The sequence below is a fragment of the Streptomyces sp. NPDC107500 genome (genome assembly GCF_055582785.1).
Map to the genome: position 1 here is coordinate 513,771 of NZ_JBVJPF010000007.1, position 21,738 is coordinate 535,508.

The 21,738-nt window shown below is 73.3% G+C and carries 23 protein-coding genes; 15 read left to right on the plus strand and 8 right to left on the minus strand.

What is annotated here, in order from left to right:
• Positions 1-63 precede the first annotated feature (63 nt).
• On the minus strand, positions 64-492 hold the full coding sequence (locus ACZ67M_RS28810) for a hypothetical protein (RefSeq protein WP_260473973.1): 429 nt from the start codon (positions 490-492) through the stop codon (positions 64-66).
• A 60-nt stretch (positions 493-552) separates the two neighbouring features.
• The gene (locus ACZ67M_RS28815) at positions 553-1,488 is read right to left on the minus strand and encodes a LysR family transcriptional regulator (protein ID WP_307009325.1); all 936 of its coding nucleotides are present in this window, start codon (positions 1,486-1,488) and stop codon (positions 553-555) included.
• Between the two features lie 94 nt (positions 1,489-1,582).
• Between ACZ67M_RS28815 and mdlC the strand changes: the two genes are divergently transcribed.
• The 3 genes from mdlC (at position 1,583) to ACZ67M_RS28830 (ending at position 5,999) form a co-directional block, all read left to right on the plus strand.
• On the plus strand, positions 1,583-3,163 hold the full coding sequence (gene mdlC, locus ACZ67M_RS28820; protein WP_469853495.1) for a benzoylformate decarboxylase: 1,581 nt from the start codon (positions 1,583-1,585) through the stop codon (positions 3,161-3,163).
• A 60-nt stretch (positions 3,164-3,223) separates the two neighbouring features.
• Complete coding sequence (locus tag ACZ67M_RS28825; protein ID WP_469853496.1) at positions 3,224-4,678, plus strand: benzaldehyde dehydrogenase; 1,455 nt, start codon at positions 3,224-3,226, stop codon at positions 4,676-4,678.
• A 67-nt stretch (positions 4,679-4,745) separates the two neighbouring features.
• A complete protein-coding gene (locus tag ACZ67M_RS28830) occupies positions 4,746-5,999 on the plus strand; it encodes an MFS transporter (RefSeq protein ID WP_469853497.1) in 1,254 nt (417 codons plus the stop codon).
• 75 nt (positions 6,000-6,074) lie between these two features.
• Here the strand turns inward: ACZ67M_RS28830 and ACZ67M_RS28835 are convergent, their stop codons facing one another.
• Together ACZ67M_RS28835 and ACZ67M_RS28840 are read right to left on the minus strand one after the other, a co-directional pair.
• The gene (locus ACZ67M_RS28835) at positions 6,075-6,818 is read right to left on the minus strand and encodes a PepSY domain-containing protein (RefSeq protein WP_392236255.1); all 744 of its coding nucleotides are present in this window, start codon (positions 6,816-6,818) and stop codon (positions 6,075-6,077) included.
• A gap of 76 nt (positions 6,819-6,894) precedes the next feature.
• Positions 6,895-7,881, minus strand: a complete 987-nt coding sequence (locus ACZ67M_RS28840) for a LysR family transcriptional regulator (RefSeq protein WP_361362643.1) — start codon at positions 7,879-7,881, stop codon at positions 6,895-6,897.
• Between the two features lie 214 nt (positions 7,882-8,095).
• On the opposite strand from ACZ67M_RS28840, the gene snpA reads away from it, so the two are divergent.
• Together snpA and ACZ67M_RS28850 are read left to right on the plus strand one after the other, a co-directional pair.
• Positions 8,096-8,779 (plus strand): snapalysin, encoded by a 684-nt coding sequence (snpA, locus tag ACZ67M_RS28845; RefSeq protein WP_361362640.1) that lies wholly within the window; start codon positions 8,096-8,098, stop codon positions 8,777-8,779.
• Between the two features lie 130 nt (positions 8,780-8,909).
• Positions 8,910-9,170 carry a hypothetical protein gene (locus tag ACZ67M_RS28850; protein ID WP_385799764.1) on the plus strand — a complete coding sequence of 87 codons (261 nt, stop codon included), beginning with the start codon at positions 8,910-8,912 and terminating at the stop codon, positions 9,168-9,170.
• A 13-nt stretch (positions 9,171-9,183) separates the two neighbouring features.
• Here ACZ67M_RS28850 and ACZ67M_RS28855 read toward each other — a convergent pair whose 3' ends face one another.
• Positions 9,184-9,867, minus strand: a complete 684-nt coding sequence (locus tag ACZ67M_RS28855; RefSeq protein WP_392236253.1) for an adenosylcobinamide amidohydrolase — start codon at positions 9,865-9,867, stop codon at positions 9,184-9,186.
• Between the two features lie 179 nt (positions 9,868-10,046).
• On the opposite strand from ACZ67M_RS28855, the gene ACZ67M_RS28860 reads away from it, so the two are divergent.
• Positions 10,047-10,397, plus strand: a complete 351-nt coding sequence (locus ACZ67M_RS28860; RefSeq protein ID WP_122617737.1) for a hypothetical protein — start codon at positions 10,047-10,049, stop codon at positions 10,395-10,397.
• Between the two features lie 48 nt (positions 10,398-10,445).
• Here the strand turns inward: ACZ67M_RS28860 and ACZ67M_RS28865 are convergent, their stop codons facing one another.
• Together ACZ67M_RS28865 and nsrR are read right to left on the minus strand one after the other, a co-directional pair.
• On the minus strand, positions 10,446-11,642 hold the full coding sequence (locus ACZ67M_RS28865) for a globin domain-containing protein (protein ID WP_469853499.1): 1,197 nt from the start codon (positions 11,640-11,642) through the stop codon (positions 10,446-10,448).
• A gap of 72 nt (positions 11,643-11,714) precedes the next feature.
• Entirely contained in the window at positions 11,715-12,161 is a 447-nt protein-coding gene (gene nsrR / locus ACZ67M_RS28870; protein WP_361362628.1) for a nitric oxide-sensing transcriptional repressor NsrR, read from the minus strand.
• A 99-nt stretch (positions 12,162-12,260) separates the two neighbouring features.
• Between nsrR and ACZ67M_RS28875 the strand changes: the two genes are divergently transcribed.
• A complete protein-coding gene (locus ACZ67M_RS28875) occupies positions 12,261-12,692 on the plus strand; it encodes a hypothetical protein (RefSeq protein ID WP_392014722.1) in 432 nt (143 codons plus the stop codon).
• A 20-nt stretch (positions 12,693-12,712) separates the two neighbouring features.
• Here ACZ67M_RS28875 and ACZ67M_RS28880 read toward each other — a convergent pair whose 3' ends face one another.
• Positions 12,713-14,449, minus strand: coding sequence for an MFS transporter (locus ACZ67M_RS28880; protein ID WP_392014723.1), 1,737 nt, complete (start codon positions 14,447-14,449; stop codon positions 12,713-12,715).
• A gap of 157 nt (positions 14,450-14,606) precedes the next feature.
• On the opposite strand from ACZ67M_RS28880, the gene ACZ67M_RS28885 reads away from it, so the two are divergent.
• The 8 genes from ACZ67M_RS28885 to ACZ67M_RS28920 all read left to right on the plus strand — a co-directional run bounded on the left by ACZ67M_RS28885 (position 14,607) and on the right by ACZ67M_RS28920 (position 21,661).
• Positions 14,607-15,296: a GAF and ANTAR domain-containing protein gene (locus tag ACZ67M_RS28885; protein WP_361362619.1), complete on the plus strand. Its 690-nt coding sequence runs from the start codon at positions 14,607-14,609 to the stop codon at positions 15,294-15,296.
• 165 nt (positions 15,297-15,461) lie between these two features.
• On the plus strand, positions 15,462-17,309 hold the full coding sequence (locus tag ACZ67M_RS28890) for an ATP-binding protein (protein ID WP_469853502.1): 1,848 nt from the start codon (positions 15,462-15,464) through the stop codon (positions 17,307-17,309).
• Positions 17,306-17,713: a roadblock/LC7 domain-containing protein gene (locus ACZ67M_RS28895; RefSeq protein ID WP_122617730.1), complete on the plus strand. Its 408-nt coding sequence runs from the start codon at positions 17,306-17,308 to the stop codon at positions 17,711-17,713. Before ACZ67M_RS28890 ends, ACZ67M_RS28895 begins: the two co-directional genes overlap by 4 nt.
• A complete protein-coding gene (locus ACZ67M_RS28900) occupies positions 17,710-18,057 on the plus strand; it encodes a DUF742 domain-containing protein (protein WP_161325855.1) in 348 nt (115 codons plus the stop codon). Before ACZ67M_RS28895 ends, ACZ67M_RS28900 begins: the two co-directional genes overlap by 4 nt.
• Positions 18,038-18,655: a GTP-binding protein gene (locus ACZ67M_RS28905; protein ID WP_361362613.1), complete on the plus strand. Its 618-nt coding sequence runs from the start codon at positions 18,038-18,040 to the stop codon at positions 18,653-18,655. Before ACZ67M_RS28900 ends, ACZ67M_RS28905 begins: the two co-directional genes overlap by 20 nt.
• Positions 18,652-19,884 (plus strand): cytochrome P450, encoded by a 1,233-nt coding sequence (locus ACZ67M_RS28910; RefSeq protein WP_122617728.1) that lies wholly within the window; start codon positions 18,652-18,654, stop codon positions 19,882-19,884. Before ACZ67M_RS28905 ends, ACZ67M_RS28910 begins: the two co-directional genes overlap by 4 nt.
• Complete coding sequence (locus tag ACZ67M_RS28915; RefSeq protein WP_469853505.1) at positions 19,881-21,104, plus strand: cytochrome P450 family protein; 1,224 nt, start codon at positions 19,881-19,883, stop codon at positions 21,102-21,104. The genes ACZ67M_RS28910 and ACZ67M_RS28915 overlap by 4 nt, the downstream gene beginning before the upstream one ends.
• Positions 21,105-21,262: 158 nt before the next feature.
• Positions 21,263-21,661, plus strand: a complete 399-nt coding sequence (locus ACZ67M_RS28920; RefSeq protein WP_122617726.1) for a hypothetical protein — start codon at positions 21,263-21,265, stop codon at positions 21,659-21,661.
• The last annotated feature ends 77 nt before the right edge of the window (positions 21,662-21,738 follow it).

The window sequence follows — 21,738 nt, forward strand, 5'->3', positions numbered from 1 at the left end:
CCCATCTTCCCCTGTCCGGGGAGCGGCGCTGTGCCTTCCGGCCGGGGCCGTCCGGTAACGGCGTCAGATCCGGCCGCCGGTCATGCGGGTGAGGGGCCCCTGCGCGTGGCGGCCCGACCGCCGGCCCACCGCGTACGAGGCCGCGCTCAGGGCGGTGATGCCGGCGCCGACGCCCGCGGCGACGAGCTTGCGGTGGGCGATGACCGTCCAGGCGGTCTTCGCCCCGGCAACGACCTGGCCGGAGGTGGTGATGACGGCCTGACGGCCCGCCTCGACACCCTTGGCCGCCGTCTGCACGGCACCGTTCGCGGCCTGGGCGGAACGCTGGGCGCCGGCCTTGGCGGCCGACGTGGCGTCACCCGCCTTGTCGGCGGCGGCCCGTGTCGCCCGGGAGGCGGGGGCGGTCGCCTTCTTGGCGGCGCTCTCGGCCTTGGCCTCGGCGGTCCGCGTAGTGGTGGGCTTCTTGTTCGTGTCCTTGTTCGGATCGCTCATGGACACCGCATTGCCCCTCACCGCGACCGCAAACACCCGCAGTTCGCGCGGTCTCCGATCTCAGCGGGCGGCGGTGGGCGGCAGTTGGGCGGGGCTCACCTGTTCGCCCAGGACCTCCGCCATGAACTGGACGAGCCAGCGCTGCGCGGGAGCGCGCGAGGACTCGTGGCGCGCGTACAGGGCGATCTCGATCGGCTCGGTCTCGAACGGCAGGCGCACCAGGCGCACCCGGTGCGAGGCGGTGAAGACCTCGCCGACGAACTCGGGGACGATCGCGACGAGGTCGGTCTGCTCCAGCAGGTAGGGCAGCATCGAGAAGCGGGTGGCGTCGACGGCGACCCGTTCCAGGAGTCCGTGCGCGGCCAGCACCGCCCGGGGCGCGACGTGTCCGCTCGGCCCGAACACCGTCGCGTGGTGCTCGGCGGCGAGGTCGGCCAGCGTGGCCGCGTCGCCCCGGATGCGCGGATGGTCCGCGGCGACCATCAGGACGTAGCGCTCACGGAAGAGCGGGACCCGCACGGTCAGGTGCGAGGTGATCACCGGGGTGGCCACGAAGACGTCGAGGTCGCCGCGGCGCAGCTGGCTCTCGGCGTCCTCCACGTCGAAGGGCCGGACGGTGAACGACACGCCCGGCGCCCGCTCGCGCGCGGCGGCGAGCAGCCTCGGCAGCAGCGTCGCCTCACCGAGGTCGGACAGCGCGATGGTGAAGCGCCCGGACATGGTCGCGGGGTCGAACACGTCGCCCTGCCGGACCGTCCCGTCGATCTCCGCCAGGGCGCGCTGGAGCGGCTCGTACAGCCGCCGGGCGCCTGCCGTGGGCGTCAGTCCGCGCCCGTTGCGGCGGAACAGCTCGTCGTCGAAGTGGCGCCGGAGCTTGCCCAGGCTGTAGCTGACGGTGGGCTGCGTGACGTGCAGCGTCTCGGCGGTGGCCGTGACGCTGCCGGTCTCGTACAGGAGCACGAAGACCCGGGCGAGGTTGAGATCGAAGCTCCCCATATCGACGGAGTCTATATCGGGGCACCGAAACATCTATTGGTGCCCATGTCGCGGGGTGCCTAGCGTGTCGGACGTCACTTCGAAAGGAACGTCCGTGTCATCCGTGCGTCGTGTCTCCCACGATTTCCTGGAGCGCCAGGGACTCACCACCGTCTTCGGCAATCCGGGCTCCAACGAGCTGCCCTTCCTCGCCGGACTGCCCGACGGATTCCGCTACGTCCTCGGCCTGCACGAGGGCGCCGTCGTCGGGATGGCCGACGGGTACGCCCAGGCGACCGGGCGCCCGGTCCTGGTCAACCTGCACGCCGCCTCCGGTTCCGGCAACGCGATGGGCGCGCTGACGAACGCGGTGGCCGCGCGCACCCCGCTGGTGGTGCTGGCCGGCCAGCAGGTCAGGCCCGCGATCGGCCCGGAGGCCAACCTGGCCAGCGTCGACGCCCCCGCACTGATGAAGCCGCTGGTGGGCTGGGCGGCGGAACCGGCGTGCGCCGAGGACGTGCCGCGCGCCCTCGCCCAGGCCGTGTTCGAGGCGCGGCTCCAGCGGCGGCCGACGTACCTCTCGGTGCCGTACGACGACTGGTCGGCCGAGGCCGGCGACAACGCGGCGGCGGTGCTGGACCGGCGGGTCGAGCTGGCCGCCGTGCCCGGCGCCGGGCAGGGTCACCGGCTCGTCGAGCGGGTCGCCGCCGCCCGGCGCCCCGCCCTCGTGCTGGGCGGCGACATCGACTCCGACGGCCTCTTCGACGACGCGGTCCGGCTGGCCGAGCGGCTGGGCGCTCCGGTGTGGGCGGCCCCCTCGCTGTTCCGGCTGCCCTTCCCCAACCGGCACCCGCAGTTCCAGGGGGTGCTGCCCGCCGGGATCGCACCGGTCTCGGCGGCGTTCGAGGGCCACGACCTCGTGCTCGTGCTGGGCGCGCCGGTCTTCCGCTACCACGAGCACCTCCCCGGCGCCTATCTTCCCGAAGGCACCCGGCTGGTCCAGGTGACCGGGGACGCGTCGGCCGCCGCGCGGGCGCCGATGGGCGAGGCCCTGGTCGCCGACCCCTCGGCCGTCGTCGACCTGCTCCTGAAGTCGCTGGACGCGCCCGCGCGGCCCGCGGCGCCCTACCGGCCGGTGCCCGCACCGCTCACCGCCGAGGGTCCCGCTCTCCACCCCGAGCAGGTCTTCGCTGCCCTGCGCGACGAACTGCCCGAGGACACGGCGTACGTCGTCGAGTCGACGTCGACCAACGCGGCGTGGTGGCGCCAGATGGATCTGCGCCGCCCCGGCTCCTACTACTTCCCGGCGGCCGGCGGGCTCGGTTTCGGCCTGCCCGGCGCGGTGGGTGTCGCGATGGCCCGGCCCGACCGCCCGGTCGTGGCGGTGGTCGGCGACGGCTCGGCCAACTACGGCATCACCGCACTGTGGACGGCGGCGCAGCACCGGGTTCCGCTGACCGTCGTACTGCTGCGCAACGGCACGTACGGGGCGCTGCGCTGGTTCGGCGGGCTGCTCGGCGTGCCGGACGCCCCCGGCCTCGACATCCCGGGGCTGGACTTCACCCGTATCGCGGAGGGCTACGGCGTCGCCGCCCGGCACGTCGAGGGCGCCGAGGAGCTGCGCGCCGTCCTCGCCGAACCGGCGGCCGGGCCCCGGCTGATCCAGGTGGACACGGCGCTCACCACTCCCTCCTGACCGCACCGACACTCCGAGCATCCCGATAACGCGCACGAAGAGCACGAGGAAAGGGACACGATGACACTCCTGGACAGCGACGTCTGGGGCCGGAAGTTCTACAGCGACGGCTGGCAGGACTCCCCGGTCGAGCATCCGGTGACCGAGCCGGCCACCGGCGACCGGCTCGGTGCGGTCGGGCTGGCCACGGCCGAGGACGTGGGCCGCGCCGCCGCCCGGGCAGCCGAGGCCCAGCGCGTCTGGGCGGCGACCGGGCCGCAGGAGCGGGCCGCGGTACTGCGGCGCGCGGGTGAGCTGTTCACCGAGCACGCCGCCGAGATCGAGGACTGGCTGGTGCGCGAGGGCGGCTCGGTACGGTCCAAGGCCGCTTTCGAGGTGGGGCTCGCGATCGGCGAGTGCTTCGAGTGCGCGGGGCTTCCGACGCACCCGCAGGGCGAGGTGCTCACCTCCGAGGAGGCCCGCTGGTCGCTCGCCCGCCGCCGGCCGGCCGGTGTCGTGAGCGTGATCGCACCCTTCAACTTCCCGCTCATCCTGGGTCTGCGCTCCGTGGCGCCGGCGCTGGCCCTGGGCAACGCCGTGCTGCTCAAGCCCGACCCGCGGACCGCGGTCGGCGGCGGTGTGGTCATCGCCCGGATCTTCGAGGAGGCCGGGCTGCCCGCCGGTGTCCTGCATCTGCTGCCGGGCGACGGCGTGGTCGGACAGGCCGTCGTCGAGGCGCCGGAGGTACGGGTCGTCTCCTTCACCGGCTCCACGCCGGTCGGGCGGGCGATCGGCGAGCGGGCCGGGCGGCTGCTGAAGCGGGCCCATCTGGAACTCGGCGGGAACAACGCGCTGGTCGTGCTCCCCGGCGCGGACGTGCCGAAGGCGGCCTCGGCGGGCGCGTTCGGCTCCTACCTGCACCAGGGGCAGATCTGCATGACGACCGGCCGGCACATCGTGCACGAGTCGCTGGTGGAGGAGTACACCACCGCGCTCGCCGCGAAGGCCGACGCCCTGCCGGTCGGCGACCCGGCCCGCGAGGACGTGGCGCTGGGCCCGCTGATCGACCGCCGTCAGCTGGAGCGGGTGCACGGCATCGTCACCGACAGCGTCGCGGCCGGCGCGAAGGTCGCCGCGGGCGGCGAGACCGACGGCGCCGGTTACCGCGCCACCGTCCTCACGGGTCTGACGACCGACATGCCCGCGTGGCGCGAGGAGATCTTCGGCCCCGTCGCGCCGGTCATCGCCTTCTCCACGCTGGAGGAGGCCGCGCGCATCGTCAACGACTGCGAGTTCGGGCTGTCCGTCGGCATCCTCGGCGACGTCGGTACGGCGATGAAGCTGGCCGACCGGATCGACTCCGGCAAGGTGCACATCAACGAGCAGACCGTGAGCGACGAGCCCAACGCCCCCTTCGGCGGGGTCAAGTCCTCCGGCACCGGCTCCCGTTTCGGCGGCGCCGCGGCCAACGTCGAGGCGTTCACGGAGACCCAGTGGGTGACGGTCCGCCCGGACATCGCCGACTACCCGTTCTGATCCCTCCGGCCGCCCCGGCCGTTCCGGCCCCGCTCACTCACACCCGTCCCCCGGGGGGAGAGTCACCATGGCTTCCGCCACCACGTCCGACGCGCCCGCACAGGCCGGCCGCGCCGGCAACAGCTCCTGGACGGTGGTCCTTTGCTGGATCACCGTCCTGCTGGAGGGTTACGACCTCGTCGTCCTCGGCGCCATCATCCCCACCCTGCTCAAGACCCATCACCTCGGCATGACCGCGGGCGACGCGACCACCATCGCGACGCTGTCGCTCGTCGGCGTCGCGATCGGCGCGGTCTGCGTCGGTCCGCTGGCCGACCGGCTGGGCCGCCGCCGGCTGCTCATCGGCTCGGTCGTGCTCTTCTCGGTGCTCACCGTCGTGGTGCCGCTGGCGGACTCCGTCGCGATGTTCGCCGCGCTGCGCCTCCTCGCCGGTCTGGGCCTGGGCGCCTGCATGCCGGTCTCGCTGACGATGATGGCCGAACACATGCCCGCGGCCCGCCGGGCGCGCGCCAGCACCCTGACGATGACCGGCTACCACACCGGTGCGGTGATCACCTCGCTGCTGGCCCTCCAGGTGGCCGACGACTGGGAGATCCTCTTCTACCTGCTCGGTGTCGTCGGCCTCGTGATCGCCGTCGTCCAGTGGTTCAAGCTGCCGGAGTCGGAGGCGTTCGTCCGGGCCAAGCAGGAGGGGGCCCGGCGGCTGCCGTTCACCGAGCTGCTCAAACCGGCCTACCTGCGGGCCGGCGTCGGCATCTGGGTCGCGTCGTTCATGGGCCTGCTGCTCGTCTACGGCCTCAACACCTGGCTGCCGAAGCTGATGAACGACGCCGGCTACCCCGTGCCGACCGCCGTCACCCAGCTCCTCGTGCTCAACGTCGGCGGTGTCGTCGGCCTGGTCCTCGGCGGGTTCGTCGCCGACCGGCGGGGCATCAAGGGCACCACCATGGTCTGGTTCGCGGTCTCGGTGGTGATGCTGGGGTGCCTGAGCATCCGCATGGAGAGCGACCTGATGCTCAACGTCGTCGTCTTCCTCACCGGCGTGTTCGTCTTCTCGGCGATGGTGCTCGTCTACGCCTACGTGACGAGCTTCTACCCGGCGTCCGTGCGGAGCACCGCGCTCGGTTCCGCGTCCGGGATCGGCCGGATCGGCTCGATCGTCGGCCCGTCGATCACCGGCGCACTGGTCGCCTCGGGGGTCGGTCACCCGTGGGGCTTCTACTTCTTCGCCGCGGTCGCGGTCCTCGGCTTCCTGGCCGTCATGACGCTGCCCCGCGTCCGGGGGGCCGATCCGGCGGAGGCCGCCGCGCCCGCGGGGTGACGGCGCACGGCACGCGGAACGGGAGCAGTGGGTCCGGTGACCCGCTGCTCCCGTCGGCGTCCGGGGTTCGGTGACTCAGTCGTTGTCGACGTCCTCGGTCAGGACCTTGCCGTTGGCCGCGTCGACACCGACGGTGGTCTTGTTCCAGTTGTCGGTGGAGACCACGTCGACGGCCCAGACGACCTGCTGGTTGTCGTTGTCGCCCAGTTCGACGTGGGTGACGGTGCCCTTGGCCGCGCCGGTGGCCGCCTTGACCGCCTGCTGCGGCGTCTGCTTGGCCTTGCCCAGCCAGTCGGCCGTCTGCTGCTTGTCGTCGGCGTCCTGGTCCGGGTCGGCCTGGACGCGGAAGACCTTCCCGCTGACCGCGTCGACGTCGACGCGGTGCACGGTGCCGTCGGTCTCGGCGACCTTGGCCTCCCATTCCGGCGCGCCCTGACTGGGCGCCGGGTTCGGCATGCTGGGGCTCGGGGAGCCGGTCGGCGACGCGGTGGCGTCGGCCTCGGTGCGCTTGAGTTCGAGGTCCACGAGCTTGCCCTCGGGAACCTCCTTGACAGCGGTGTCGGCGGCCTTGTCCCAGGTGACCTTGGTCGCCGAGACGAGGTCCTTCCGCTCGGTCTGGTCCTCGTTCAGCGAGGGAGACCCGGAGGGGGACGCGGTGGAGGAATCGGTCGCGGTCGGAGACCCGGTCTGGGCCGCCTCCGCGACGCTCGAACGTGTCGTATCGGCGTTCGTGCAGGCGGTCAGCAGCAGAACGGAGGTGCCCAGGGCACCCATCACGGCCAGCGAACGCAGCGGCGGGAGTCGTCGTGCAGAGCTCATGATGCTCTCCGTAACCCCTCCGTCACCCGGACACACCGGCCGGTGGGAAAATCACTCCATCGGCCGGACCGCGGGCTCAGCGGGCCCGGACGAACTCGACCCGGTCGGTGCCGCCCCCGGTCAGCGGGCGCCGGGGCAGCATCCGGATCCCCGCGCCCTCCAGCCACTCCCGGTACGCGGTGGACTGGCGGGCCACCTCCCAGTACGCCTCCTCCAGCGCCGGGAAGACGGCGTCCAGCTCGGCCCGGGTGCGCGCGGCCAGCAGCAGGCGTACGCCGATGGGGTCGCCGTACAGGCGCCGCACCGCCATGTCGGGACGGGACTGGGAGCTGGGCTGGCATACGGTCACGACCTCGCCGGTGGCGACGAGGGACGCGGCGGTGTGGTAGTCGCCGTGCAGGACACGCGGGTTGAGGCCGACGGCGCGCAGCATGCGGTGCACGCCGTCCCACTCGCCGTCGACGGTGGGGTCGACCATCCAGCGGTCGTCGGCCAGGTCGGCGAGGCGGACGACCGGGCGGGTGGCGGCGGGGTGGTCGGCGGGCAGCATGACGAACTGGGGTTCGCGCTCGACGAGGACGCGCAGGCGCAGCCCCTCGGGGACGTGCAGGGCACTGCCCTCGACCTCGTGCACGAAGGCGACGTCGAGCTGCCCCTCGGTCACCCGGCGCAGCAGCGCGTTGGCGGAGACGTCCATCTGGAGGGTGGGCTCCAGGCCCGGGCGTCTGAGCCGGCGCAGCCAGCCGGCCAGGGCGCGGCTGGCGGTGGAGCCGACCCGCAGCCTGCTCTCGCCGCCGGCCGCGGCGGCGCGGGCCTCCAGGACCAGGGTGCTCATGTCGGCCAGCAATGGACGGGCCCGGCCGAGGACGGAGCGGCCGAGCGGGGTCGGGCGGCAGCCGGTGCGTTCGCGGACGAACAGGGGGCCGCCCAGGGCCTGTTCGATGCGGCTCAACTGGGTGCTCAACGTGGGCTGGCTGACACCGAGTTGGCGCGCCGCCCGATGCAGGCTGCCGGCGTCGGCGATGGCGCACAGCGCGCGTAGGTGCCTCACCTCGAGCTCCATGCAGGGAGCGTAGGGCGGAACAGTTGGTTGCGCCAGGTGAACAAAACGCGGCGGATCAGGGCGAGTTCTGCACTCCGGTCCAAGCCGCACCCGAGTCACGGTGAACGGTGATAGCCCGGGCCTATCACCGTTTGCCATCATCACAGCGGGCTCACGGGCGCTCCACACTCACCGGTGACGACTTCTCCCCACTCCCCCACTCTAGGAGTCATCGATGCGCATCAGCATGCCCCTCCTGTCCACCGCGGCCGGTCTCGGCCTGACGGCGGCCCTGCTCGGTACCGCTCCCGCCGCGACGGCCGCCACTCCCCAGGAGCCGTCGCACGCCGCTCACCTGGGCTTCGAGCCCTCGGCCGGCTCGGGCGAGGACGCGGCGGCGAACCGGGCGTTCTTCGAAGCGGTCATCAAGTCCGTGGCCGAGAAGCGCGCCGCCAGTCCGTCGTCCGCGGCGGCCGTCACCGTCTACTACAGCACCACCAACGCGCCGAGCTTCCGCTCGCAGATATCCCGCTCCACCCAGATCTGGAACGGCTCGGTGTCCAACGTGCGGCTCGCGGAGAGAAGTTCCGGCGCCGACTTCGCGTACTACGAGGGCAACGACTCGCGCGGCTCGTACGCCTCGACGGACGGGCACGGCAGCGGGTACATCTTCCTCGACTACCGGCAGAACCAGCAGTACGACTCGACGCGGGTGACCGCGCACGAGACCGGGCACGTGCTCGGCCTGCCCGACCACTACTCGGGGCCGTGCAGCGAGCTGATGTCCGGCGGCGGCCCCGGCACGTCGTGCACCAACGCCTACCCGAACTCCGCCGAGCGCAGCCGGGTGAACCAGCTGTGGGTCAACGGCTTCAAGGCGGCCCTCGACAAGGCGCTGGAGAAGACCTCCGCGCGCTGACGGCCCGGTGACACACGCGGGGGCGGCCCGGCCGGGGCCGCCCCCGCGTGCGCGTATGCCGGCCCGCTTGCCCAACCCCATCGCGGGTAACCGGAGTTCACATCTCTACGACCTCCGTGAGGAGTCCGACATGGACGAGCGGCAGACGCCCGCCGGCAGCGATCTCGGCGACCTGGAACCGGGCACACGCCAGCGCGCCCAGTTGCGCACCCGCCTGTCCGACATCGCCTGGACCGCGCTGTGCACCGTGCTCGCCCTGTGGGCGGTGTGGAGCGTCGTCGATCTCGCCCGGGGCGCGACCGCGTGGGCGTACAGCGCCGTGGCCTGGGTGCTGCTGGCCGCGGCACTGGTCCTGCGCACGATGGCGGTGCGGCGCAGGACGTCGTTGTAGCGGGGGCGCCTGGTCACCCGGGGGCGGGCAGCGCCGCCCCCACGGCCCGGTGGACTGCGCGGGCCAGCCGGGCTCCCCATTCGGAACGGGGGCCGGCGAAGGAGTGCGTGACCTCGGCGCCGCGGGGCGCCCGGGCGGCGACGCACACGGCGTCCGTGGGGGTTCCCGAGCAGTTAAGTCCCGCGTCCAGCAGCGCCTGCACCTTGGCCTCGGTCGCCGTCATCACCGCGTTCACCAGTGCGGCGTCGCTCAGCGCGACCGGCACCGCGGCGACGATGTTGATCGTCCCGGGCGGGGCGGCGGCGGGGGCGCCCTCCTCGGGCGAGGCCGCCCAGCCGCGTACCGAGACACCCGCGGTCACGACGGCTTCGGCCCCGCCGTCGCGTGCGCGGGCGAACGCGGACACGTCGGCGGCCGTCATCAGACCCACCCCGGGCCCCCGGGCGCCGGCGGCGCGGGCGAGGCCCGTCAGGTGGCGGGCGGGGTCGGTGCGCCGGTACCCGTGGGCGACCTGGGCGTTGAGCACCCACGCGCGCTCGGCGATCCCGCCGCCCAGCACGGCGCTGCTGGCCATCCGCCAGCCGGGGCCCGGACGCCAGAGCAGGGCGTGCAGCCGTTCGCCGTCCTCCAGCCGCGTCAGGTGCTCCGGGGCCGGCAGTCGGTGCCCGGTGCGGGGCGGGGGCAGCAGGGCGGGCACGAGTCGGGGCTCCTCGGGGTGGCCGGGCTGGGGTCCGGGCGGACCGGACGATCGTACTCAGCGGCGGTGCGCCCGGAGCGGTGCCGGGTGCGCCGTGGTTCTGGGGTGCGTTGCGGACCCGGTTCGGGGGACCTTCACTGAACACAACTTCGCCACCAGGCGACGGATCGGAGGCCGCGATGCTGTCCCACACCCTGGAGCATGGGGTCCTGGTCATCACGGTGGACCAGGACCCGGGAATCGACGGGCGGGCCACGCTGACCACGCACATCACCAACCTGGTCGACGCCCATCAGCCGACCCCCGTCGTCATCGTGCTGACCGACGGGGCCGACGGCCACGCGGCGGTCAGTGCCGTACTCCGGGCCCATCAGTGGTGCGGCCGGCTCGGTGTCCTGATGTCCGTGGTCACCCACAGCGCGCCGGTCCGGCGGCTGCTGGAGAACAACGCGGACACCTCAGGTACCCGACTGGTGGTGCACGCCCGCGTCGACACCGCCATCACGACCGCGTTCACCGCTGCGGCCTAACGTCCGCGCGCGATTCCGCCATGCCGGTGCGCGTGGGGCCGGCGGCCGCTACGAGCGTCCGAGCCAGAGGTCGGGTCCGAAGACCTCGTAGTGGACGGCCTCGGCGGGCACACCCCGGCGCAGCAGCTCGCCGCGGACGGCGCGCATGAACGGCACCGGGCCGCACAGGTAGGCCGTGAGCCCCGGGGGCAGTTCGACTCCGGCGAGGTCGACGAGACCGGCCGTCGCCTCGGGTGCCGCCGCACCGGGCTCCTCGTAGAACAGGTGCAGCCGGGCGTCGGGCAGCGCGCGGACCAGGTCGCGCTGTTCCCGCCGGTGCGCGTGGTGGGCAGGGGTGCGGTCGGCGTGCACGACGGTGACCGGCCGGGTGGCGCCGGCCGCGGCCAGGTGGTCGAGCATGGCCAGCACGGGGGTGACGCCGATGCCGGCGGAGGCCAGCAGCAGCGGTCCGTCGTCCTCGGCGAGGGCGAGGTCGCCGAAGGGGGCGGAGACGGTGAGGACGTCGCCCTCGCGGGCGTGCGCGTGCAGCCAGGAGGAGACCTCGCCGTCGGGCCGCCCGTCGCCGTGCACGTGTTTGACGGTGATGCGCAGGCCGGTGCGGCCGGGTGCGGCGGAGAGGCTGTACTGGCGGATCTGCCGGGAGCCGTCGGGCAGTTCGGAGCGGACGCTGACGTACTGGCCCGGGCGGAAGGGAGCCGCGGGGTGGTCGTCGGCGGGCCGCAGGACGAGGCTGAGCGCGTCGGGGCCCTCCTCGCGCCGTTCGACGATCTCCATCCGGCGCCACACGTCACCCTCGGCCACGCCGGCCTCCGCGTACAGACGGGCCTCGACGGCCATCAGCGCGTTGGCCATCAGCCAGTAGACCTCGTCCCAGGCGGCGGCGACCTCGGGGGTCACGGCGTCGCCGAGGACGTCGCCGATCGCGGCGAACAGATGGCGGTGGACGGTCTTGTACTGGTCGGAGGTGATGCCCAGCGAGGCGTGCTTGTGCGCGATCCGGGACAGCATGACGTCGGGCCGGGCGTCGGGCCTCTCCAGCAGCAGGCCGGCGAAAGCGGCGATGGAGCCGGCCAGGGCCCGCTGCTGCTCCCCGCTCGCCTGGTTGCCGCGGTTGAACAGGTCCCGGAGCAGCTCGGGATGGGCGTCGAAGAGCTTCCGGTAGAACAGCTCGGTGATGTCGCCGATGGCCGCTCGGACGGCGGGCAGGGTCGCGCGGACCACGGGGACGGACTGTTCGGAGAGCACGGCGGCTCCTTAATTGGTAGATGATATTCGTGTTTTAGGCCGCGGGTACCCGCGGCCGCGGGCGCGCGCCCGTCAGCCGGAGGGGCGGTCCGAGAGGCCGACGAGCACCGGGCCGGTGGGCGAGGCCACCAGGTCGGCGACGGTCAGCGGGTCGAGCGCGGCGTAGAACGCCTCCTGGGCCTCGCGCAGCGCGGCCCGCAGCCGGCAGGCCGAACGCAGCGGGCACGGCGGGTCGCCTTCGCAGGCGACGACCTCACCGTCGCCTTCGAGCTCCCGCACCAGCCGGCCGACCGAGGCGTCGCGCCCCGCGCCGGTCAGCGCCAGCCCGCCGCCACGACCGCGCCGCGCCTCGACCACTCCGAGGTGCTGGAGCCGCGTGACGGCCTTCGCCGCGTGCGTGTACGGCACGCCCATCGCGTCGGCCACCTCGCGAGTGGTCAGCGGGTCGTCACCGTCTTTCACGACCGCCAGGCGCATGACGGAACGCAGCGCCAGGTCGGTGAACTTCGTCAGCCGCACAGCCGTGACGCTATCAAATACGCATAATGGATTCGTGTTTATTGACGGCTATGACCCTGTGGCACGCGTCACCGGGCGCGGAAGGCACGGTGACCGCCGATGACAGGGCACGAAGACGGCTCCCCCGCACCGGCACCCGGCCCTCCCCTCCCCCGGGTCCTGTGCGACACCGCGCGACTGCTGCCGCCCGGCGACGAGGCGGCCACCGGCGCGCTGTGGCGACTGGCGGAGCCGGGGCGGCAACTCGACGCCAACGTCGTCCGCCTCCCCGCGGCGGGGCGGGTCGGCACGCACACCGAACCGGACCTCGACGTCCTGCTGCTCGTCCTCGACGGGGCGGCCTCCGTGGCCGGTGCCGACGGCGACCACCCCCTGCACCCGGGCGTCCTGACCTGGCTGCCCCACGGTTCGGCCCGGAGTGTCGTCGCGGGCCCGGACGGGGTGACGTACCTGACCGTGCACCGGCGGCGTCCCGGCATGCGTGTGCAGCCGCCGGGCGCGGCCGGCCGGCTCCTGCCCGGCGGAGACTGACACCGGGCCGTCCGCACGGCTCAGGCCTCGGCGCGCAGTTCCGTCAGGGACCGCGCGGTCAGGGGGCGCGGGGCGTCGTCCGGGTCGACGAGGACGACGGTGCAGGTGGCGGCGTGGGTGAGGGCGCTGGTGAAACTGCCGTCGGCGAACTGCTCCAGCGGGCCGCGCGGCGAACGGCCGACGGCGACGGTTCGGGCCCGCGTCTCGGTCGCGTGCCGGGCCAGGGCGCGACCGGCGGCGGCGTGGTCGCCGACGCCGCCCAGGACCTGGCCGGTGGCGGCGACACCGAGGGCGCTCAGCCGGTCGAGGTGGGCGGTGACGGCGCGCCGGGCCTCCTCCTCGGTCTCGGTGTCGACGGCCTGTTCCTCCACCACGGCGGTCAGCCGCACGTGGACGATCTCCAGCGGACTGCCGGTGTCGCGGGCGAGGAGGGCCGCGCTGTCGACGATGACGCCGGCCCGGTCGTGGGCGCCGACGGCGACGATGACGGGGCGCGCGGCGGCCGGGGTACCGGTCCCCACGGGGGTGAGCGACGGGGCCACCGCTTCGCCGTCGCCGGCGCCCGCCTCGGCCTCGCGCAGCAGCCGGTGGCCGCAGGCCAGGACCGGGATGGCGAGGAGGAAGGTGGCGGCGCCGAGGTAGAACGGGACGCCGAGGTCGGTGGCGTCGGCCAGCTTCCCGGCGACGTAGGGCGCCAGGCCCCCGCCGATGAAGCGAAGGAAGCCGTACGCGGAGGAGGCCACGGGGCGCTCGACGGGCGAGACGAGCATGACGGCCTGCGTGGTCAGGGTGTTGTTGATGCCGATGAACGCGCCGCTGACGATGACCGCGACGACGACGGTGGCGGGACTGGTGACGCCGGCCGCGATGACGGCCATCACGACGCCGAGACCGAGCAGGTTGGCGTACAGGACCGGCGCGGTGCCGAACCGGGCTTGAAGGCGCGGGGCGAAGAAGACGCTGAAGGCGGCGACCAGCAGGCCCCAGGCGGTGAAGACCAGCCCGAGCCGGTGGGCGTCCAGCTCCATCGGGTACGGGGCGTAGCCGAGCATGGTGAAGAAGCCCCAGTTGTACAGCAGGGCCATGATGCCCATGGTGAGCAGGCCGCGATGGCGCAGCGCACGCAGTGGCGCCATGGGTGAGGTGCGCCGTGCGGGTCTGGGCAGGTCGGGGACGAAGGCCAGGGTGGCGACGAGCGCCACGGCCATCAGGACGGCGACGCCGAAGAAGGGGCCGCGCCAGCTGATGGCGCCGAGTTCGCCGCCGAGCAGCGGGCCGACGGCGATGCCGAGGCCCAGGGCGGTCTCGTAGAGGATGATCGCGCCGCCGAAGCCGCCGCTCGCGGAGGCCACGATGACCGCGAGGGAGGTGGCGATGAACAGGGCGTTGCCCAGTCCCCAGCCGGCGCGGAAGCCGACGATGCCGTTGATGGAGCCGGTGGCGCCCGCCAGGGCCGCGAAGACGACGATGATCGCCAGGCCGGTGACCAGGGTGCGCTTGGCGCCGATACGGCTGGAGACCCAGCCGACGAAGAGCATGGCGACGGCGGTGACGATCAGGTAGCTGCTGAACAGCAGGCTGACCTGGCTCGGCGTGGCGTCGAGGCTGTCGGCCAGCGCGGGCAGGATCGGATCGACCAGACCGATGCCCATGAACGAGATGACGCAGGCGAAGGCGACGGCCCAGACGGCCCTGGGCTGACGGAACGGGCCACCGGAGCTGCCCGGCTCGCCGGCTTCTCCTCGCGATGCGCTCATGTGCGGTGCTCCTCCGAGGTATCCGGGTCCTGGGGAGTTTCCCTGAGCGCATGATGCATTTAGATGTAGCGTGAATCAAGATGCATGAGGCCGGCTTCCGCTGTTGCTTCCGCGCCCCTGAGGGCACTCGCTTGCAGGAAGCGAGGGAGGTACCGGCATGGACTGGCGCGGTTTCGCGCAGCAGATGGCGTCCTTGGCGCGTGATCTGCTGGCCCAGGAATCGGTGAACGACACCCTGGAGCGGATCACCGGCTCGGCCACGGAACTGGTGGACGGCTGCGACGCCGCGGGCATCCTCATCCTGCGCGGGCGCCAGGTGCGGTCGCTCGCCCCCACCGACCAGGTGGTCGAGGAGAGCGACGCGCTCCAGGAACGTATGGGCGAGGGGCCGTGCTTCGACGCCGCCCGCACCACGGACGGGCAGCGGCAGTACCGGATCGCCGACTTCCGCGACGAGGCGCGCCGCTGGCCCAAGTACGTCCCCGAGGCCCGCAGGCTGAAACTCGGCAGCATGATGGGGTTCCTGCTGTTCACCAAGGACGAGGACCTCGGGGCGCTGAACCTCTACTCCTACCGTCCCGGCGCCTTCACCGAGGCCGACGAGACGGCGGGCTGGCTGCTGGCCTCGCACGCGGCGGTCGCCTTCTCCACCGCCCGTACGCACGCCCAGCTCCAGGAGGCCATCGGCACCCGGCACACCATCGGGGAGGCCATGGGCATCCTCATGGGCGGCCACCGCCTCACCGAGGAGCAGGCCTTCGCCACATTGCGCCGGTACTCGCAGGACAACAACGTCAAACTGCGCGATCTCGCGGCCCGGGTCTGCGAGTTGGGGCGCCTGCCCTGAGTGCCGTGCGCACGCATGAGCAAAGATTGACCGACTTCCTCTCGTTTCGATCACGAACTCTCGTATAGTGATCGTCCGTTGAGTGGCGTGTGACTACCCCCTGCTCGCACGCGCCCCGTTGGACGACACGAGGGCCGCTCCGGCGGCCTGGCGAGGACCCGATTGATGACCGCGCCCGCCCGCCCCGGCGACCGATCCGCTCCCCGCACCCTGGTGGCCGTGGCCCTGCCCTGCGCCGTGGTGTCGGCGCTCGCCGTCGGCGGCGCCGTCGCCGCGGCGCCCTCCTCGGTACGCCTTCCGCTCGGCCTGGGCGCGAGCGCGGCGGCGATCCTGCTCTGTGTCGCCGTGACGGTGGCCGTGCACGCCGTCCGCCGGGAACGGGCCGCGCGCCGGCTGCTGGATGCCGCCCGCGCGGAGGCGGGAGCCCTCGCCCAGGAGCGCGGGCAGCTGTCCGAGCGCGCCCGGCAGGAGCGGGAGCGGCTGCGGGCGGAGGCCGACCGCGAGCAGGCCGACCTCGTCGCCCAGGCCGACCGCGAACGCAGCGTCCTGCTGGACGGGTTCGACCGCGAGCGGGAACAACTCGCCGCCGGTTTCGAGCAGGAGCGGATCCGGCTGGCCGAGCGGCACGCGCAGGAGGTCGCGCGGCTCGCCGAGGAGACCGGCCTGCTGCGGTCGCGGCTGGACCGGGCGCGCGGCGAACGTGCCGCCGCTGTCTCCGCGACCGCCAACGCGGCCGGCCGGATGCAGGCGCTGGCCACCGGGATGCTCGCGGACCTGCGCGCCATGGAGGAGCGGCACGGTGACGAGGACGTCCTCGCCGACCTGCTCCACCTCGACCACCGCACCGCACAGGCGGGCCGGCTCGCGGACTCCGTCGCCGTCCTCACGGGGGCGCGCTCCGGACGCCGTTGGGCGCGGCCCATCGGCATGGAGTCCATTCTCCGCGGCGCCATGGGACGTATCGCCGGGTACCAGCGGGTGCGGGTGCACTCCGCCAGTGACGCCGCGGTCGCCGGGCACGCCGCCGAGGGTGTCATGCACGCCTTGGCCGAGCTCCTCGACAACGCGGCGAACTTCTCGCCGCCGACCGCCGAGGTCCACGTCTACGTGGAGGCGGTGCCGGCCGGGGCGATCGTCTCCGTGGAGGACAGCGGACTCGTGATGGGCGAGGTGCAGCTGCGCCGGGCCCAGCAGGCGGTGGCCGGCGAGGCCGCCGGGCTCGGTGGTCTGACCGGCACCCGGCTCGGCCTCGCGGTCGTGGGCCGGCTGTCGGCCAAGTACGGCCTGAAGGTGTCCTTCCGGCCGTCGGCGCGCGGTGGCACGGGCGTGCTGATGCTCATCCCCCAGGACATTCTGAGCGGCCCCGGCGCTTCCGACGGTCCGGCGGCCCCCGCCGAGCGGACGCGGGGCTCCGCGCCGACCGCGACCGCCGACGCTCCCGCGCGGGAACCGGGAACCGGGGTGGCCTCGGCCGAGGCCACGCCCCTCCTGGAGACCGGAGCCGCGGAGGCCACGTCCGGACGGGAGACCGGGTCCGCCCCCGCCACCCCGGAATCCGGGTCCGCCCCCGCCACCCCGGAATCCGGGTCCGCCCCCGCCACCCCGGAGTCCGGGTCCGCCCTCGCCACGCCGGAGTCCGGTTCCGCCCCCGTGGAACCGGCGCCCACGCACGACCTGGCGGACCGGGAGCAGGACGACGGCGTCGCCGGACTGCCCAAGCGCCGCCGGGGCAGGACTCTCGCCGCGGCCGAACGCGCCCGGGCCACCGCCCGGGCCGCCGAACCGCGCCCCGCGCCGGCGGCCGACGACGCGAAGGTGCGCGCGGCCCGGTTCAGCAGCTTCCGCCAGGCCGTGCGCTCCGCCGACACCGGCGCCTCGCGGACCGGCACCAACCCGATGCCGGACGGCACCGACTCCACGCGGGACGCGGCTGCCCCACCGGCACCGCACGAGACCACCCCCGACCACCCCTCCCACTCGCACGCGCACCCGGAAGGCGACACCACTTCATGACCGGCTCGACCACCGCCGACGAGAAGCTCACCTGGCTCATCGAGGGCCTGCTGGAGCGCACGCCGGGGGCACGGCACGCGCTCGTGCTCTCCCGCGACGGCCTCAAGCTGTGCCGCACCCCGGAACTCTCCGTCGACCAGGCCGATCAGCTGGCCGCCATCGCCGCCGGCATCCAGTCGCTGTCCCAGGGCGCCTCCGTGGAGTTCGGCGACGGCAGCGGCGGCGTGCGCTCGGCCATGACGGAGTTCTACGGCGGAATCCTGTTCATCGTCGAGGCCGGAGAGGGCGCGCACCTCGCCGTGATCACCGCGGAGGACGCGGACGCGGGGTTGGTCGGACACAACATGAGCGAGCTGATCGAGCAGCTCGGGGAACACCTCACCGCGCAGCCCCGCACGTCATGAGCCGCCCCGGCAGGGACGACTCCCCCGACCGGCTGTACACCGTCACCCAGGGCCGCAGCCGGTCCGCCTCCGACAACCCCTTCGACCTGGTCACCCTGGTGGTCGCGGAGTGCGAGCCGACGCGCGGCATGCAGTCGGAGCACACGGCGATCCTGCGGCTGACCCAGGCGCCCACGGCCGTCGTGGAGATCGCCGCCGAACTGCGGCTGCCCGTGAGCATCACCAAGATCCTGCTCTCCGACCTGCACGCCGCGGGCCGGGTGAGCGCCCGCCATCCGTACACCGCAGCCGTCCCCGATCCCGACATCCTGGAGCAGGTGCTCGTTGGACTCCGCAACCTCTGACGCCCGCACCCCGCTGGGTGCGTCCGCCGACAACGGCCTCAAGATCGTGGTCGTGGGCGGGTTCGGCGTCGGCAAGACGACCCTGGTCCGCTCGGTCAGCGAGATACGTCCCCTCAACACCGAGGAGACGATGACGCAGGCCGGCGAGACGGTCGACGACATCAGCGAGGTGCGCGGCAAGACCGCGACGACCGTCGCCTTCGACTTCGGCCGCATCAGCCTCGACGCGCGCAACGTGCTGTACCTGTTCGGCGCGCCCGGCCAGGAGCGGTTCTGGTTCCTGTGGGACCGGCTGTTCTCCGGCACGCTCGGCGCGGTGGTCCTCGTCGACACCCGGCGCATCGACGACTCCTGGTACGCCATCGACCGGCTGGAGCACCACGGCACGCCGTTCATCGTCGCCTGCAACGACTTCGGCGGCCCGCGGCACCAGCCCGAGGCGGTCCGCGAGGCACTGGACCTGGACCCGGGGGTGCCGCTGGTGTTCTGCGACGCGCGGTCCCGCGAGTCCAGCAAGCAGGTGCTGATCTCACTGGTCGAGCACCTGAGGACCCGTTACGCCGGCCATGCCGCCCCGCCCCGACAGGAGTTCGTGTGAGCACCGACGCCACCGACGCCGTACCGCTCAGCGGCCCCCGCTTCCAGACCGAGCCCGCGCTGCTGTACCGGCAGATGCGGCGCGACCACGGTGCCGTCACACCGGTGCTGCTGGACGGGGACGTCCCGGCCTGGCTGGTGGTCGGCTACCGCGAGCTGCACCAGGTGACCGGCGATCCGGTGCTGTTCAGCCGGGACTCGGAGCTGTGGAACCAGTGGGAGAACATCCCGGAGGACTGGCCGCTGCTGCCGATGATCGGGCGCAGGCAGCCGTCGATCCTCTACACGGTCGGCGAGCGGCACCGGGAGCGCGCGGCCATGATCAGCGACGCGCTGGAGGCCGTCGACCCGCACGTCCTGCGCGGCCACGCCGAGCGGTTCGCCGACGAACTCGTCGACCGGCTCTGCGCCAAGGGCGAGGCGGACCTGGTCGCCGACTACGCCATGCTGCTGCCGGTGCGGGTCCTGGCCCGGCTGTACGGGTTCTCGGACGAGCAGGGGCCCGCCCTGGTCACCGCCCTCAACGACATGATCGACGGCCGGGAGCGGGCCATCGCGGGCCAGACGCACCTCGGTACGTCGATGGCGCGGCTCCTCGCCGACCGGAAGGCGGCGCCCGCCGACGACGTCGCCTCCCGGATGCTGGCCGACGAGAGCGGCTTCACCGAGGAGGAGGTCGCCCAGGACCTCATGGTGATGCTGGCCGCGGGCCACCAGCCGACGGCGGACTGGATCGGCAACTCGCTGCGCCTGATGCTCACCGACGAGCGGTTCGCGGCCTCGCTGTTCGGCGGCCGCAACAGCGTCGCCGAGGCCATGAACGAGGTGCTGTGGGAGGACACCCCCACGCAGAACGTGGCCGGCCGCTGGGCCTCGCGCGACACCCGGCTCGGCGACCGCCGGATCCGCGCCGGCGACCTGGTGCTGCTCGGCCTCCAGGGCGCCAACTCCGACCCGCAGGTACGCACCGACGGTTCCGCCCTCACCGGCGGCAACAACGCGCACTTCTCCTTCGGCCACGGCGAGCACCGCTGCCCCTTCCCCGCGCAGGAGGTCGCCGAGGTCATCGCGCGCACGGGCATCGAGGTCGTCCTCGACCGGCTGCCGGACATCGACCTGGCGGTGCCCGCCGCGTCCCTCACCCGTCGCCCCTCGCCCTGGCTGCGGGGGCTGACCGAGTTGCCCGTGCGGTTCACCCCGACCACTGCCCTGGGAGGCACGTCAGCATGACGACCGGCACCGAAGAAGCCCGCATCCCGCTGGACCCGTTCGTCACCGACCTCGACGGCGAGGGCGCGCGGCTGCGCGCGGCCGGACCGCTCGCCGCCGTGGAGCTGCCGGGCGGGGTCCCCGTCTGGGCGGTCACGCACCACGCGGAGGCCAAGTCCCTGCTGACGGACCCGCGGCTGGTCAAGGACATCAACGTGTGGGGCGCCTGGCAGCGCGGGGAGATCCCCGCCGACTGGCCGCTGATCGGGCTGGCCAACCCCGGCCGTTCGATGCTCACGGTGGACGGCGCCGAGCACCGGCGGCTGCGGATGCTCGTGGCGCAGGCGCTCACGGTGCGCCGGGTGGAGCACATGCGGGAGCGGATCACGGAGCTGACCGGGCGGCTGCTCGACGACTTCCCCGCGGACGGCAGCGTGGTCGACCTCAAGTCGGTCTTCGCCTACCCGCTGCCCATGTACGTCGTCGCTGACCTGATGGGCATCGAGGAGGCGCGCCTGCCGCGCCTCAAGGTGCTGTTCGAGAAGTTCTTCTCCACCCAGACGCCGCCCGAGGAGGTCCTCGCGACCCTCACCGAGCTGGCCTCGATCATGGCGGAGACGGTCGCGGCGAAGCGGGCCGCGCCCGGTGACGACCTGACCAGCGCGCTGATCGAGGCGTCCGAGAACGGCGACCACCTCACCGACGCGGAGATCGTCTCCACGCTCCAGCTGATGGTGGCCGCCGGTCACGAGACCACCATCTCGCTGATCGTGAACTCGGTGGTCAACCTGTCCACCCATCCCGAGCAGCGGGACCTGGTGCTCTCCGGGAAGGCGGACTGGTCGGCGGTGATCGAGGAGACGCTGCGCTGGTCCACCCCGACCTCGCACGTCCTGATCCGCTTCGCGACCGAGGACGTGCCGGTCGGCGACCGGGTGATCCCCGCCGGGGACGCGCTGATCGTGTCGTACGGCGCGCTGGGCCGGGACGAGCGGGCGCACGGGCCGACGGCCGGGGCGTTCGACATCACCCGCACGTCGGAGAACCGGCACATCTCGTTCGGCCACGGCCCGCACGTGTGCCCCGGCGCCGCCCTCTCCCGCCTGGAGGCCGGCGTGGCGCTCCCCGCCCTCTACGCCCGCTTCCCGGATCTGGACCTCGCGGTGCCCGCCGCGGAGCTGCGCAACAAGCCGGTGGTCACGCAGAACGACCTGTTCGAGCTGCCGGTCAAGCTGGCTTGACGAACCCGGGCCGCGCACCGGCGCGGCCCGGCCGCCTCCCGGTCGCCCACCCGCGGGGCGTTTGCTTCCCGCCCCGCGGGCAACTCCGACATTCCGGACGTCGACCCCGTTCCGGCAACCGGCGTCGACACTGCTGTGTGGCACCCCCGGGAGTCGCCATGTGGAAGCGCAAGGGCAGGAAGGACCGGACCCCTCGGCCGGTCCCGATGGAGCTGTGCGACCTGTGCGCCAGGGTCTTCCCCCAGGACGAGTCCGTGACCGGCTACGTGCCGGACTCCTCCGCGGTACAGGCCGCCCATGAACGGTTCGACGGGCTTCGGCTCATCACCGCGTGCTCGGACGACCACTTCGACGTGATCAAGGAGGGCTACTCGCACCGGCCCTTCGTCGACGAGGAGCTGTGGGCCGCCAAGCTCACCCGCGCCCTGACCCAGGGTCCGTCGGCCCTCTCCATGGACCAGCTCGGCTCCCGGACCGGTCTCCAGGAGCCGCAGATACGCGCCGCCATCGCCTGGCACAACGACTGGCTGCGTGAGCAGCAGCGCACGGACCCCTGATTCGCGCGGCGCTCCGGATGACCGGGGCCGTCCGGGTGGCGCGACGTTTGCCCGGACGTCCCCGGGGTCACTCAGTT